This is a genomic window from Streptomyces scopuliridis RB72 (genome assembly GCF_000718095.1).
GTDB lineage: Bacteria > Actinomycetota > Actinomycetes > Streptomycetales > Streptomycetaceae > Streptomyces > Streptomyces scopuliridis.
In genome coordinates, this window is sequence record NZ_JOEI01000017.1 from 39,502 (window position 1) to 53,050 (window position 13,549).

13 protein-coding genes and 1 pseudogene are annotated in these 13,549 nt (G+C 71.5%); 8 read left to right on the top strand and 6 right to left on the bottom strand.

Annotated elements, in window-relative coordinates; all coding sequences use genetic code 11:
* The first annotated feature begins 161 nt into the window (after window positions 1-161).
* Both IF11_RS0121780 and IF11_RS0121785 read left to right on the top strand, forming a co-directional pair.
* A complete protein-coding gene (locus IF11_RS0121780; protein ID WP_030353353.1) occupies window positions 162-1,106 on the top strand; it encodes a 1-phosphofructokinase family hexose kinase in 945 nt (314 codons plus the stop codon).
* Window positions 1,107-1,157: 51 nt separating this feature from the next.
* On the top strand, window positions 1,158-2,018 hold the full coding sequence (locus IF11_RS0121785) for a class II fructose-bisphosphate aldolase (RefSeq protein ID WP_030353354.1): 861 nt from the start codon (window positions 1,158-1,160) through the stop codon (window positions 2,016-2,018).
* 3 nt (window positions 2,019-2,021) lie between these two features.
* On the opposite strand, the gene IF11_RS0121790 is transcribed toward IF11_RS0121785, so the two are convergent.
* A complete protein-coding gene (locus tag IF11_RS0121790; protein ID WP_030353355.1) occupies window positions 2,022-3,053 on the bottom strand; it encodes a CBM35 domain-containing protein in 1,032 nt (343 codons plus the stop codon).
* Between the two features lie 222 nt (window positions 3,054-3,275).
* The gene (gene cdgB, locus IF11_RS0121795; RefSeq protein WP_030353356.1) at window positions 3,276-4,997 is read right to left on the bottom strand and encodes a diguanylate cyclase CdgB; all 1,722 of its coding nucleotides are present in this window, start codon (window positions 4,995-4,997) and stop codon (window positions 3,276-3,278) included.
* A gap of 380 nt (window positions 4,998-5,377) precedes the next feature.
* Between cdgB and IF11_RS0121800 the strand changes: the two genes are divergently transcribed.
* Window positions 5,378-5,890: a flavin reductase family protein gene (locus IF11_RS0121800; protein WP_030353357.1), complete on the top strand. Its 513-nt coding sequence runs from the start codon at window positions 5,378-5,380 to the stop codon at window positions 5,888-5,890.
* Window positions 5,891-5,899: 9 nt separating this feature from the next.
* Window positions 5,900-6,541 (top strand): DinB family protein, encoded by a 642-nt coding sequence (locus tag IF11_RS0121805; RefSeq protein WP_030353358.1) that lies wholly within the window; start codon window positions 5,900-5,902, stop codon window positions 6,539-6,541.
* Here IF11_RS0121805 and arfB read toward each other — a convergent pair.
* A complete protein-coding gene (gene arfB / locus IF11_RS0121810; protein WP_030353359.1) occupies window positions 6,538-6,969 on the bottom strand; it encodes an alternative ribosome rescue aminoacyl-tRNA hydrolase ArfB in 432 nt (143 codons plus the stop codon). The genes IF11_RS0121805 and arfB overlap by 4 nt on opposite strands.
* Before the next feature lie 200 nt (window positions 6,970-7,169).
* Here arfB and IF11_RS0121815 point away from each other — a divergent pair, with 200 nt between their 5' ends.
* Entirely contained in the window at window positions 7,170-7,745 is a 576-nt protein-coding gene (locus IF11_RS0121815; RefSeq protein WP_030353360.1) for a TerD family protein, read from the top strand.
* 125 nt (window positions 7,746-7,870) lie between these two features.
* Here the strand turns inward: IF11_RS0121815 and IF11_RS0121820 are convergent, their stop codons facing one another.
* A complete protein-coding gene (locus tag IF11_RS0121820) occupies window positions 7,871-9,256 on the bottom strand; it encodes a M1 family metallopeptidase (protein WP_030353361.1) in 1,386 nt (461 codons plus the stop codon).
* A gap of 85 nt (window positions 9,257-9,341) precedes the next feature.
* A pseudogene (locus IF11_RS0121825) lies at window positions 9,342-9,506 on the bottom strand (SAM-dependent methyltransferase); the annotation flags it as partial.
* Between the two features lie 40 nt (window positions 9,507-9,546).
* On the opposite strand from IF11_RS0121825, the gene IF11_RS0121830 reads away from it, so the two are divergent.
* The gene (locus IF11_RS0121830) at window positions 9,547-10,044 is read left to right on the top strand and encodes a hypothetical protein (protein ID WP_030353363.1); all 498 of its coding nucleotides are present in this window, start codon (window positions 9,547-9,549) and stop codon (window positions 10,042-10,044) included.
* Between the two features lie 236 nt (window positions 10,045-10,280).
* Here the strand turns inward: IF11_RS0121830 and IF11_RS0121835 are convergent, their stop codons facing one another.
* On the bottom strand, window positions 10,281-10,979 hold the full coding sequence (locus tag IF11_RS0121835; protein WP_030353364.1) for a pentapeptide repeat-containing protein: 699 nt from the start codon (window positions 10,977-10,979) through the stop codon (window positions 10,281-10,283).
* Window positions 10,980-11,079: 100 nt separating this feature from the next.
* Here IF11_RS0121835 and IF11_RS0121840 point away from each other — a divergent pair, with 100 nt between their 5' ends.
* Both IF11_RS0121840 and IF11_RS0121845 read left to right on the top strand, forming a co-directional pair.
* Window positions 11,080-12,261: an NAD(P)-binding protein gene (locus tag IF11_RS0121840; RefSeq protein ID WP_030353365.1), complete on the top strand. Its 1,182-nt coding sequence runs from the start codon at window positions 11,080-11,082 to the stop codon at window positions 12,259-12,261.
* A gap of 95 nt (window positions 12,262-12,356) precedes the next feature.
* Complete coding sequence (locus IF11_RS0121845) at window positions 12,357-13,367, top strand: zinc-binding dehydrogenase (RefSeq protein WP_030353366.1); 1,011 nt, start codon at window positions 12,357-12,359, stop codon at window positions 13,365-13,367.
* Window positions 13,368-13,549: the final 182 nt, after the last annotated feature.

The window sequence follows — 13,549 nt, forward strand, 5'->3', positions numbered from 1 at the left end:
TCCGCAACAAGTCAGCCGGTTCAGCCACAAGTCCCGAGAAAGCCATACGAAGGCGGTCGGCCCGGGGTCTGGGCCTACCGCCTTCTGTTTGGCATGATCGCTCCGGTAATCGGCCGCGCGAGCGAGCGGCCTGACGAGCATGTTTCCCGGGGGTGCGACGGATGATCGTGACGGTCACGCTCAACGCCGCGCTGGACATCACGTACCGCACCCCCGCGCTCGTCCCGCACACCACGCACCGCGTCAGCGATGTCGCCGAACGCCCCGGCGGCAAGGGCCTGAACGTCGCGCGGGTGCTGTCGGCGCTGGGTCACGAGACGGTGGTGACCGGGTTCGCGGGCGGCCGGACGGGCGATGTGCTGCGGGAGCTGCTCGGCAACAGCGGTCCCGGGGGCTCCAGGGGCCGGCCGGTGGACGCGCTCGTACCGATCTCCGGGTCCACCCGCCGCACCCTCGCCGTCGTCGACGAGACGAGCGGCGACACCACCCAGCTCAACGAGCCCGGCCCGACTGTCTCGGCCGCCGAGTGGTCCGCCTTCCTCGGCGCGTACGAGCGCCTGCTCACCGGCGCCGATGCCGTGGCCCTGTGCGGCAGCCTGCCGCCCGGCATCCATGTCGGCGCGTACGCCGAACTGATCCGCCGGGCCCGCGCCGCGGGCGTACCGGCGCTCCTGGACACCAGTGGCGAACCGCTGCGCCGCGGCGTCGCCGCCCGCCCCGATCTGGTCAAGCCGAACACCGACGAACTCGCCAGGCTCACCGGCTCCCGCGAGCCGCTGCGCGCCGCGCACGACGCCCGCCGTCGCGGCGCGCACGCCGTCATCGCCTCGCTCGGACCCGACGGCATCCTCGCGGTCACCCCTGACGGCGTCTGGCAGGCGACCCCGCCCGCGCCCGTGAAGGGCAATCCGACGGGCGCGGGCGACTCGGCGGTGGCCGGGCTGCTCTCGGGCCTCGTGGAGCGCCTGCCCTGGCCGGCCCGGCTGGCCCGCGCGGTCGCCCTGGCCACGGCGACGGTCCTGGCCCCGGCGGCGGGCGAGTTCGACGCGGAGGCGTACGAGGAGCTGCTGCCGCGCGTCGCGGTGACGGAACAGCCCGGTCCCTAGGCCCTGTCCGGCGTCGGGACCGATCTGCAAGCTGAAAGGACTGAGGCACGCATGCCACTCGTCAGCACAGGTGAACTCGTCACGGCCGCTCGGGCCGGGAACCGCGGGATCGCCGCCTTCAACGTCATCACCCTGGAGCACGCCGAGGCGATCGCCACCGGCGCCGAGCGGGCCGGGGCGTCCGCGATCCTCCAGATATCGGAGAACGCGGTGAAGTTCCACGGCGGCGACCCCGGCGCGGTCACCGCCGCCGCGGCGGCCGTCGCCCGCGCCTCCTCCGCGCCGCTCTCCCTCCATCTCGACCATGTCGAATCGGCCGCACTGCTGAAGGCCGCGCCCGGGGCCGGCTTCAGCTCGGTGATGTTCGACGCGTCGAAGCTGCCGTACGCGGAGAACCTCGCGGCCACCGCCGAGGCCGTCCGCTGGGGCCATGACCACGGCATCTGGGTCGAGGCGGAGCTGGGCGCGGTGGGCGGCAAGGACGGCGAACCGTCCCTCGACGCGCACACCCCGGGGGTACGTACGGATCCGGCCGAGGCGGTCGTCTACGTCACCGAGACCGGCGTGGACGCGCTGGCCGTCGCGGTCGGCTCGTCCCACGCGATGACCCGCCGCACCGCCACCCTCGACCACACCCTGATCGCCGCGCTGCGCGACGCCGTCCCCGTACCCCTGGTCCTGCACGGCTCGTCCGGCGTCCCGGACGAGGAGATCCGCCGGGCGGTGGCCTCCGGCATGGTCAAGATCAATGTGGGAACGGCGCTCAACACGGCCTTCACCGGCGCCGTACGCGCCCACCTCGCGGCCCACCCGACGACGGTGGACCCCCGGAAATACCTCGTCCCGGCTCGCGAGGCGATGGCCGGGACGGTGGCGGATTTCCTGCGGGTGGTCGGCTCGGCGACCACGTGATCACTACCCCTTGGGGGGCGTGACCTCCAGCCAGTCGAGGATGGCGTCGCACTGATTGCCCTGCTCGCAGGAGATCTTCAGGGTGTTCTTGCCCGCCTGGAGCTCCACCGGCGCCCAAGTGGTCTGCCAGTTCTTCGACCAGTCGGGGTCGTTGGAGTTGATGAAGTTCTTCAGCCCGAGCGGGGAGTTGTTCGCCTTGCCGTTGACGGTCAGGGTGGCGTTGGCGTCCTTGGCGGGTATCGCGTAGCGCACGGACAGCGCGTAGGAGCCGGCCTTCTCGATGTCGGCGGTCCAGGTCACCGAGGCGCCGACGGCGTTGAAGCCGGTCACATACGAGCCGTTGGTGCCCTGGGCGCCGTCGATGTCCGTCGCGAGGACGGCGGGCGGGCCCAGCTTGAGGGTCGCCGCGTCCTGCTTGGGGAGGCCGATCCCGTCGGGCGAGGTGTCGCCCTTGTCGCTCGCCCCGTCGGTGGGCTGCTGCGACTGGTCGGCCGAGGACGTCGGGCCGCCGGTCGGGGCCGGGTCGGCGTTGCTGCTCTTGTCGTCGCCGTTGGTGAGGAGCGCGGCCGTGATACCGATCACGACCACCGCGACGACGGCGATCGCACCGATCAGCAGCCCCTTGGTGTTGGGGCCGCCGCCGCGTCCGCCGCCCCGCTGGGCCGGCACCTGGCGGGTGGTGGCACCGCCGGGGTGGGTCTCGGGGGCCGCGTAGTGCGGGTTCTGCTGCTGGCCGTACGGCGCCTGACCGTAGGGCGCCTGCTGCTGGCCGTAGGGGGCCTGGCCGTACTGCGGCTGCTGACCGTACGGCGCCTGCTGCGGCGGGGCCGCCTGCTGCTGACCGTACTGGCGCTCGCCGACCGTCCTGACCTGGTTGTACGAAGTCCTGGGCACGCCGGGCTGCGCGGCCGGACCGGGGTAGCCGTAGCCGCCTTGGCGTCGCTGATTGGCGCCCGCCGCCTGTCCGTCCTCGTACAGATAGCCGAACGGATCGTCGTCCTCGGGCGCGCTCGCGCCGTTGTTCCCGGCCGTCATCCCTGGTCACTCCTTACCATCTCGCCAGCGTCGCCGACCGGCCGAGCCTACCTCGAATGGGCAAGGCCACGGACGGGCCTTGACGGGTGGCAGCCAGTCTGCGACCCGTGGGTGAACAACGGATCGCGGACATGTCCCAGCCCTGTCCCGAACGGTTCCGGGACCCTTCCCGGCACATCGGGGACCCTTCCCGACGCGCCCGGCGGACCCGTCGGAGAGCGCCTACCCCGCACGCCGGTGAACCTTGCTCCGCGACCGCTTCTCGATATACATCCGCTGGTCAGCGGATTGCAGCACTTCCTCCACCGACATCCCGCAGCTCGCCCAGCTGATGCCGAAGCTCGCCCCGACCCGGACCGCCCGGCCGTCGACCCTGATCGGCGGAATGATCGCGTTCCGCAGCCGTACGGCGAGATCGGCGGCGTCCGCCGAGCCCAGTCCGTCCGCGAGAACGACGAATTCGTCACCCCCGAGGCGCGCGACGGTGTCGCCGTCCCGTACGCCGGTGGTCAGCCGGCGCGCGACCTCGATCAGTACCGCGTCGCCGGTGTTGTGGCCGAACCGGTCGTTGATGGACTTGAAGCCGTCGAGGTCGCAGAAGAGGACCGCGAGGCCCTTCGTGCCGTCGTCGGCCTCGGGGTCGTCGCTCGGCGCGACCATGTGCACATGGTGGTCGAGGGGCACCCCGCCGACCGCGGGGACGGCGGAGCGTCCGCCGCCCTGCCCGCCGCCGCTCTCCTCGTACTGGTCATAGCCGTCATAGCCGTCGTACGCGTCGTATCCGGGCTCGTACAGGACGGTGCCCTCGTACCCCCCGTACGCCGCGTCCAGCGCCTCGACGGCGGTCTCCCGCATCGCGTGGGGCCGCGAACAGAGCCGGGCGCTGAGGCGGGAGCGCAGCTCGGCGCTGTTCGGCAGACCGGTGAGGGAGTCGTGCGAGGCACGGTGCGCGAGCTGGAGTTCGCGGCTCTTGCGCTCCTCGATGTCCTCGACGTGGGTGAGCAGGAAGCGCGGGCCGTCGGCGGTGTCGGCGACCACGGAGTTGCGCAGCGAGACCCAGACGTACGTGCCGTCGCGCCGCAGCAGCCGCAGTTCGGCGCGGCCGCCCTCGGCGGAGGTGCGCAGCAGGGTCCCGATGTCCTCGGGGTGCACCAGATCGGAGAACGAGTGGCGGCGCATCGCGGACGCCGGGCGGCCCAGCAGCCGGCAGAGCGCGTCATTGGTCCGCAGCAGCCGGCCGTGCTGGTCACCGCCCATCTCGGCGATGGCCATGCCGCTGGGGGCGTACTCGAACGCCTGGCGGAAGGATTCCTCACTGGCCCGCAGCGCCTGCTGTTCCCGTTCGAGCCGGACCAGCGCGCGCTGCATATTTGCTCGAAGGCGAGCGTTACTGATCGCAATGGCGGCCTGGGACGCGTACATCTGGAGCGCCTCCTGCCCCCAGGGCCCCGGCCGGCGCCCACCGCGCGGCCGGTCGACGGAGATGACGCCGAGCAGCTCGCTCCCGCCGCCGGACGCGTACATCGGCGCGTAGAGGCGGTCCTGGGGGTGCCACTCGTCCTCGAAGCGGGGATCGGGCCCCTCGGTGTACCACTGCGGGACGTCGTCCTCCAGCAGCACCCAGCCCTCGGTGTGCGGTATGAAGCGCAGCTCGCCCCAGCTCTCGCCCATCAGCAGCCGGCGCTCCCAGGAGGCCCTGGAGCCGACCCGGCCCGTGATCAGGGCTTCCGCGGCAGCGCTTCCGGCGAAGGCGGCGACGACGAGGTCGCCGTCGGCCTGGACGACATTGACGCAGGACAGTTCGTACCCGAGCCCGGAGACGACACCGTCGGCCACGGTCTGCAAGGTGTCCGCCAGGCTGCGGGCGGTGTTGAGTTCGGCGACGGCCTCATGCAACTGCCGCAGGGTCGCAAGACGGACATACGGCTCCGACTCGGTCTCCATTGCTCGCTCTCCCCGAGACCTCGACAGCAACTCCAGGATTCTCATCGGCTCTCGTCCTGCACTGGCATCGCCACTGAATCACAGGGAGCTGCGCGCTCGGTACACAGGGTCAACAAATACCCCGCTCTGTGAGTCAAGTCACATGGCCCGATGAGGAGATGGACGGCCTGCTGAGAGCGCTCCATAACTTTCTTGAACGCAAATTCGGGCGGGTCGGGGCGCGGCCACAGCGGACCCGTACCAGCCCCGTACCGCTCCTGGTCCTAGGACCGGGCTGGTCCCCTGGCCCGATGTGGGCGGGAGCCGTCGGGGCTAGCGTCTTCCGCGTGCCCCAGACGACCCCTGCCACCCGTACCGACGCCATCCCCCATCCTGAGGGGGTGAGCAACGAAGAGTTCCGCGCCGCCCTCGCCCGGCTGGCCGCGGGTGTGGTGCTGGTGACGGCGCACGAACCCCCCTTGAGCGCCACCGGACCGCGCGGCGAGGACGCCGGGATGACGGCGACCGCCTTCATGTCGGTCTCGCTGGACCCCCCGCTGGTGCTGGTCAGCGTGCGCAACGGCTCCCGCATGGACGATCTGCTCGCCGAACAGCCGCTGTGGGCGGCCTCCTTGCTGACCGAGAGTCAGCGGCATGTCGCGGGCCGGTTCTCGATGAAGGGCCGGATCAGCGACCGGCTGCTGTTCGACGACATCCCGTACCGCCGGGGAGAGGTGAGCGGCGCGCTGCTGATCGGGGGCTCGCTGGCGGTGCTGGAGTGCCGTACGGAACAGCGGATCGAGGCGGGCGACCACACGCTGGTCATCGGCCGGGTGCTGACGGCGGAGCTGCCGAGCGCGGAGGGCGGGCCGCTGATGTATTTCAAGGGGCGCTACCGGCAGTTCGGTTCGTAGTATCGGCGGATGACTACACCGCCACGGCTGGTCCCCCTGCTTGAGCAATTCGATTTCGCGCGCACGCGGCTCGCCGACCGTATGGCGGGCCCGGTCATGAACAGCGGCAACGGCACGGACGTCGATGTCGTTCCGATGACCGACGAGGAGTATCTCTGGGAGCCGGTGGCCGGATGCTGGTCGGTCCGCCGCCGTGCGGACGGCCCGGGGCCCGGGGCGACGCTGCTGGTCGGCGCGGGCGACTGGGGACGCGACGCCGCGCCCGCCCCGCACCCCTCGCCGCCGCCGTTCACCACCATCGCGTGGCGGCTGAGCCACCTCAGCGAACTGCTGGCCCTCCGCGCCGACCACACGACCGGCAGCCGCACCCTGACCCGGGACGACTACCGGGTGAGCGCGGACGCCGCGGGGGCGATCGCGGCCTTCGACGCGGGAGCCACGGCGTGGCGGGAGACGCTGCTCGCGACGGACGACGCGGGGCTCGACACGGTGGGACGGAGTAGGTACCCGTACGGCAGCGATCCGGAGAACCCCTTTGTCGACATCGTGTGGTGGGTCAACCAGGAACTGCTGCACCACGGGGCCGAGATCGCCTTGATACGGGACCTCTACCGCCACCGCGCCGCGCACAGCGGCGGCGTGGAGTACTAGGACCAGCCGCGGCCGGTACGGCCACGCTTCGTCTCGGCGCGCTGCTTCTTCTCGCGCAGCCGGCGTTCGTTGATCCCGCGCGGGATCTTCGTCTTACGGCGCGGGCGCGGCGGCGGGGCCGTCGCCTCCGCCAGCAGGGAGGCGAGCCGTACGGCCGCGGTCTCGCGGTTGCGCCACTGAGAGCGGTGCTCCGAGGCGCGTACGGTGATCACGCCGTCCACCAGCCGGTCCGCGAGCCGCTCCAGCGCGCGTTCCTTCCACACCGGCGGCAGCGCTTCCGTCTTCGCGAGATCGAAGCGCAGCTCCGCCTTCGAGTCACTGGTGTTGACGTGCTGTCCGCCGGGCCCGGAGGACCTTGAGAAACGCCACATCAGTTCGGCCTCCGGCAGGGAGACCGAACCGCGGATGACATGAGCGGGTCCGGACATACCCCTATGGTCCCGTGTCCTGCCCGCTTCCGTCACCCTCTTTTCCCCGGCGTTCCCGTGGCGCTCCCCGGGCGCGGGCCACTCCGGGTAAAGAAAGTAAAGAGGTGCGGAACCTCCCGGACCTCTGCCTGCGTTATGTCGGGTGACGGTAGCTTCGGGACCACTCGTAGCCCGCACACGACAACGAAAGGGACATCCCCATGGCTGTAAGCCTGTCCAAGGGCGGCAACGTCTCGCTCACCAAGGAGGCACCGGGCCTGACCGCCGTCACGGTCGGCCTCGGCTGGGACGTCCGTACCACCACCGGCACCGACTTCGACCTCGACGCCTCGGCGATCGCGGTGAACGGCGGCGGAAAGGTCGTCTCCGACGGCCACTTCGTCTTCTTCAACAACAAGTCGACGCCGGACCAGACGATCGTCCACACGGGTGACAACCGCACGGGCGAGGGCGAGGGCGACGACGAGGCGATCAACGTCAACCTGGCGGGTCTGCCGGCCGACGTGGACAAGATCGTCTTCCCGGTCTCGATCTACGACGCCGAGACGCGCAGCCAGAACTTCGGCCAGGTGCGGAACGCGTACATCCGCATCGTCAACCAGGCCGGCGGCACCGAGATCGCCCGCTACGACCTGAGCGAGGACGCCGCCACCGAGACCGCGATGGTCTTCGGCGAGCTGTACCGCAACGGCGCGGAGTGGAAGTTCCGCGCGGTCGGCCAGGGCTACGCCTCGGGCCTCGTGGGCATCGCCACGGACTTCGGCGTCAACCTCTGACACCAACGCCGCGTTGACAGCGGCGCGGACAACGGGTGGGCCCCAGCTCTGAACGCCGGGGCCCACCGGTCTGAACGCCGGGGCCCACCGGTCTGTGCGGGGGTCAGGACCGACACCCGCCCCCGCTAATCCAGCCACGGCCTCTCCTCCCCGTACAGCCACGCGTCCCACAGCTCTCCCAGGTCGCGGCCCGACTCCCTCTCCACGTACGTCGTGAAGTCGTGGGTGTCGGCGTTGCCGTGACGGTGCGTCCGGGCCCAGCCGCGCACGATGCGGAAGAAGGTGGCGTCGCCCACGGTCTCCCGTACGCGCTGGAGCACCATGGCGCCGCGTCCGTACACCGGCGGGTCGGAGATGTTCACCGCCGAGGGCGGGCGCGCCGGTGGGAAGGTCCAGTTCGCGTCGGCGTCGTACGCGTCGGCGAAGCTCTGGCGGACCGGTACGCGCTCGGTGTGCTCCGTCCAGAGCCACTCCGTGTACTTCGCGAAGCCCTCGCTCAGCCACATGTCCCGCCAGGACTTGGGGGTCACGGAGTTGCCGAACCACTGGTGGGCCATCTCGTGGACCAGCGTCGCGACGCTGGTCGGGCCCGGGAGGAAGGGCCTGTTCTGGGTCTCCAGGGCGTACCCGGAGTCCCCCGGCCGCCCGATGACGACACCGGTGGAGGAGAAGGGGTACGGCCCGAAGGTCTTCTCCTGCCACTTCACGATCCCGGGGAGCTCCTTGAGGAGCCGCGCGCCGCTGTTGACGGCGGTCGGATCGACCGCCGTATAGATGGGCACTGTCCCCTTCGTCCCGTCGATCGACCGCGTCTTGTACGGGCCGATGGCGACCATGGCCACATAGCTCGCCATCGGCTCCGCCGAGTGCCAGTCGAAGGTCGTGCGCCCGTCCGCCGTGCGCTCCGCGCGCAGTTCACCGTTGGAGACGGCCTTCAGCCCCTCGGGCACGGTGATCCGGATGTCGTACGACGCCTTGTCGCTCGGGTGGTGGTTGCCCGGGAACCACGCCATCGAGCCGGTCGGCTCCCCCAGCCCGACCGCGCGCTCCCCGGTCCGGAGCCAGCCCTCCTCCGAGGTGTCGGGGTCGGTGATGCGCCGGGGTACGCCGGAGTAGCGGACGACCGTACGGAAGGTGGCCCCCCGGCGGAGGTCTTCGCCCGGGCGCAGCGTCACCTCCGTACCGGCGTGGTGGAAGGCCGCCTTCTCACCGTCGACGGTCACGGAGTCCACCGTCAGTCCGTCGAGATCGAGGTTGAAGGCGCTGAGGTCCTGGGTGGTGCGGGCGGTGATCTCGGCGGTGCCCTTGAGCCGGCCGGTGTCCGGGGCGTAGTCGAGGGTCAGGCCGTAGTGCTGGACGTCGTACCCGCCGTTGCCGATCCGCGGGAAGTAGGGATCGCGCAGGCTCGCGGCGCCGGGCTTGCCGTGCACGCCGCCGCCCGGCACACAGCCGCCGAGAACGAAGGCGAGGGTGAGGGCGGAGGCGGGGCGGAGTGCCGGGCGCGGGTACACCCGGTGATCGTAGGCCGGGTGGCCGGAAATCGCCGGTTCACCGGGGCCGGATACGGCAGCTGGTTCAACGAGCCGGCGCGGCCTCCCGGGCCCGGCGCAGCAGCGCACCCGTACCGCAGCCGACGTCCAGCACGGACCGCGCGGACATCACCAGATCCAGATAGAACGCGTCGTCGCCAGACCCTCCCCACGGGTTCAGTACGTCGTACAACTGAGCGAGCCGCTCGTCGGAGAACGCGTGATCGACCACCCCACGAGTCTGCCAGGCAGGCCGTGACACCATCGGGCCCGTGCTCGACATCGGCTACTCCCTCTCCCGGCGCTTTCCCGATCCCCCGCAGACCGACTACCGCCTCGCGGACGTCCGGGCGCTGCGGCACGACCTGTTCTGCGGGGACGTCTATCTCGCCGATACCCACGCGGACCGCGAGGTGTCCACAGCCTGGGGATGGGTGCCGGTGCTCGACTTCGCCTGGGCGCTGTGCGACATCGTGGAACAGCTCGACCGCGATCCGCGCGGCAGCCGCGCGGCCCAGCCGCAGTACGCCGAGCTGGACTTCACCGAGTCCGCCGACCGCATGCTGTTCCAGCGGCGCTTCGGCTGGGTCGATGTGGAGGCCGACTGGATGCCCGGCGACGAGCCTCCGCTCACCTTCAGCCACCGTCTGCTGCGCCGTGAGGCGCGCGACTTCCTGCACGATCTGATCGCGGATCTCGCCGATATGCACGAGGGCCTGGCCGACAACCCGATCATCTGGGACCTCCAGTCCCGCTTCCCCCGCAGCTGACCTACCCGGGTGTCAGCACCACCTCACAGCCCCCACATCACGGTCACACACCCCACCCATCGATTTCCGGATCGGCAGGCGTACATCCCCCGGCACCGGGCAGACGTGGTTCTGCCGGGGCACTGCCGGGAATCGGGCGACCGATTCCTCCCCCCACACAAGGCCGTGCCTCTGGAGCACCACGAAGGCCCCGACCTCATCCCCCCAGGTCGGGGCCTTCGAAGGACGGAGGCCGGTCAGTCCTCCACCCGCACCCCGATCTGCGCCGCGAACGCCGGTGCCAGATGCAGCAGTTGCGCCGAACTGATGACCGCCCCCGCCAGCCGGTCCAGGCCCCGCGCGATATCCAGCTCCGCGACCGTCCGCAGATCGACGTCCTTCATCCGCGCACCGCTCAGATCGGCCCGTCTGAGCACGCAGTCCCGGAACTCGACCCGTACCAACTCCGCTCCCCCGAAGTCCGGTTCGGACAGGACGACGCCCTCGAACACCACATCCTTGAGCCGGGCCTTCCGGAAGTTCAGATAGTCGATCTTCCCGCCCCGGATCAGCACCCGCTCCAGCACGGCGCCATGCAGCTGCGTCCCGCCCAGCCGCGCGTCCACCACCTCCACATCGCGCAGCGACGCCCCGGCCAGATCCGTGCCCACCCCCCGGACACCGCTCAGTACGGAATCGATGAACCGCGCCCGCCCCAGCGCCGTCTCGTCCAGTCCGCAGTCCCGCAGCGCGCAGTCGATGAACCGCGAGCCGGGCCCCTCCTGCCCCGACAGGTCGAGGTCCTTGAACTCCAGCCCGTCGTAATCGCCGTCCGGATCGAGCCCGCCGCCGTACGGGCTCAGCGGAGGCAGCCGTACCTCTGCCCGCCGCGCCGCCGGGACCCCGCCCGCCCCGCCCGCGCCGCTCTTCGTTGTCTTCCGTGCCATGCCCCCCATGGTGACGTACGGCACTGACAACGCGCCGATGTCACATCCGGCTGTCCAGTTCCCGTCACACCGGTGAGAGACAGAGCGAGCGAAGAGAAAGAGGCAGACCATGGATCCCAGCCATCGCATCACCGTCATCGGCGGCGGCTTCGCCGGCCTCACCGCCGCCATCAGCGCCGCCGAGTCGGGCGCCGCCGTCACCCTGTACGAGGCCCACCGCACCCTCGGCGGCCGGGGCCGCACCGCCGAAGGCCCGTACGCGGCCAACGACGGGCCGCACGCCCTCTACAGCCGCGGGCCGCACTGGGCCTGGCTGCGCCGGCGCGGTCTGCTCGGTCCGATGGCGACCCCGCCCCTGCGCGAGAGCCACCGCTTCCGCTTCCACCGGGCCGGCGCCCTGCGCAGGACGCCGCCCCTCGGGGTGTTCACCCTCGCCCGCCGCAAGGCCGAAACCGCCCCGGTGGACACCGACTTCATGACCTGGGCCACGGAACGGGCCGGCCCCGACACCGCACGCGCCGCCGCGCACTACGCCGCCGTCGCCCTCTTCCACCACGACCCCGGCGCGCTCTCCGCGGCCTTCGTCCAGGAGCGGCTGCGGCGCGCCACCGCCCTGCCGCCCGAGGCCCGCTACCCGGTCGGCGGCTGGGGGCGGTTGACCGGCCGGATGGCCGCGCACGCGCGGAACCTGGGCGTACGGATCGAGACAGCCGTACGGATCGACAGCCTCCCCGAGCACGCCCCCGTGATCGTCGCGACCTCCCTGGAAGCGGCCCGCCGCCTCCTCAAGGACGACAGTCTGCGCTGGACCGGCGGCCGTACCGCACTGCTCGATCTCGCGCTGCGTACGCGCAAGGGCGACCCGTTCATCGTCTCGGACCTCGACGCGCCCGGCTGGCTCGAACGGTTCACCGCGCAGGACCCGTCCCTCGCCCCGGCCGGCGAGCAACTGCTCCAGGGCCACTTCCCGGTCGGCCCCGACGAGTCCAGGGCCGACGGCATCGCCCGCGCCGAGAACCTGCTCGATCTGGGCTTCCCCGGCTGGCGCGCGCGTACCGCCTGGCGGCGCGAGTCGCTCGCGACCGGCCGTACGGGAGCCGTCGATCCGCCGGGCACCACCTGGCGGGACCGGCCCCGTATCGACCGGGGCCAGGGCGTCTTCCTCGCGGGTGACCAGGTCGCCGCGCCCGGGGTGCTCTCGGAGGTGTCGTTCAACAGCGGGATCACCGCGGCGGCGCTGGCCGTCCAGCAGCTCTCGGCTCTCAAGGAGCAGAGCCCCGGCGTCGCTTGACCTCAAGCATGCTTGAGGTCGTTGGCTGTTCCCGTACACCGGAAAACCCGTACACCGGACAACCCCGCACATCGGACAACCCCCGGGAGCCCGCCATGCACGCCATCCGCCTCCACGCCTTCGGCCCCGCCGAGAACCTCCTCTACGAGCGGACCGAGGACCCCGTACCCGTCCCCGGCCAGGTCCGGATCGCCGTCGCCGCGGCCGGGGTGCATCTCCTCGACACCGCCCTGCGCGAAGGCATGCAGGGCCCGTACCCCACCACCGCCGAACTGCCCACCATCCCCGGCCGCGAGGTGGCCGGTACGGTCGAGTCGCTCGGCGCGGGCGTGGACGCGGGCTGGCTCGGCAAGCGCGTCGTCGCCCATCTCGGCCTGGTCCCCGGCGGTTACGCGGAGCTGGCCGTCACCGACACGGCACGGCTCCACGAGATCCCGGCCGGGCTCGACGAGGCCGAGGCCGTCGCCATGATCGGCACGGGCCGTACGACCATGGGCATCCTCCAGTTCACGGATCTCGGCCCCGCCGACATCGTCCTCGTACCGGCGGCGGCGGGCGGCATCGGCACGCTCCTCGTCCAGTACGCGAAGAACGCCGGCGCGACCGTCATCGGTCTGGCGGGCGGCGCGGCCAAGGTCACGCGGGTCGCCGCGAACGGCGCCGACCTCGCCGTCGACTACACCCTGTCCGACTGGCCCGAGCAGGTCCGCGACCATCTGCGCGACCAGTTGGGCGGCCGGCGCGCGACCGTCGTCTTCGACTCCGTCGGCGGGGCGACCGGGCTCGCCGCCGTCGGCCTCCTCGGCAAGGGCGGCAAACACATCGTCTTCGGCTGGTCGGGCGAGGGGCTGCACGATGGAAAGCCGCTGACCTTCACCGACGAGGAACTGGCGGAGCGCGGGATCACCTCCGAGTCCGTCCTCGGGCCGGTGATGATCGCCAAGGCGGGCGGCGACGTCCGCGCCCTCGAAGAGCGCTCACTCGCCGAGGCCGCCGCGGGCCGGCTGCGCCCCGCCGTACAGCGCTTCCCGCTGGCGAACGCGGCCTGGGCCCACCGCGCGCTGGAGACCCGAGGAACGATGGGGAAGGTCGTCCTGGAGCCGTAACAGCGAGCCGTAACCGCGACATCCCGGACGGGTCAGACCCCGTACCGGCGCCGGGACGGGGGTCCAGCGCCGGTACGGCACCCTCGCTCATCTGAGTCGCGAGAAGCGAAGACCACCGATTCATGGTGTCCTGTGCAGAGGTTCGACGCAGTTCGGGGGGCGATCCGCCAGAGATTCACCGT

What these genes read in the sequence shown, in the direction of transcription:
- IF11_RS0121840 (WP_030353365.1), top strand. Translation starts at nt 11,080, where the DNA reads ATGGATCCCAGCCATCGCATCACCGTCATCGGCGGCGGCTTCGCCGGC.
- arfB (WP_030353359.1), bottom strand. Translation starts at nt 6,969, where the DNA reads ATGTCCGGACCCGCTCATGTCATCCGCGGTTCGGTCTCCCTGCCGGAG.
- IF11_RS0121780 (WP_030353353.1), top strand. Translation starts at nt 162, where the DNA reads ATGATCGTGACGGTCACGCTCAACGCCGCGCTGGACATCACGTACCGC.
- IF11_RS0121805 (WP_030353358.1), top strand. Translation starts at nt 5,900, where the DNA reads ATGACTACACCGCCACGGCTGGTCCCCCTGCTTGAGCAATTCGATTTC.
- IF11_RS0121835 (WP_030353364.1), bottom strand. Translation starts at nt 10,979, where the DNA reads ATGGGGGGCATGGCACGGAAGACAACGAAGAGCGGCGCGGGCGGGGCG.
- IF11_RS0121845 (WP_030353366.1), top strand. Translation starts at nt 12,357, where the DNA reads ATGCACGCCATCCGCCTCCACGCCTTCGGCCCCGCCGAGAACCTCCTC.
- cdgB (WP_030353356.1), bottom strand. Translation starts at nt 4,997, where the DNA reads ATGGAGACCGAGTCGGAGCCGTATGTCCGTCTTGCGACCCTGCGGCAG.
- IF11_RS0121815 (WP_030353360.1), top strand. Translation starts at nt 7,170, where the DNA reads ATGGCTGTAAGCCTGTCCAAGGGCGGCAACGTCTCGCTCACCAAGGAG.
- IF11_RS0121790 (WP_030353355.1), bottom strand. Translation starts at nt 3,053, where the DNA reads ATGACGGCCGGGAACAACGGCGCGAGCGCGCCCGAGGACGACGATCCG.
- IF11_RS0121785 (WP_030353354.1), top strand. Translation starts at nt 1,158, where the DNA reads ATGCCACTCGTCAGCACAGGTGAACTCGTCACGGCCGCTCGGGCCGGG.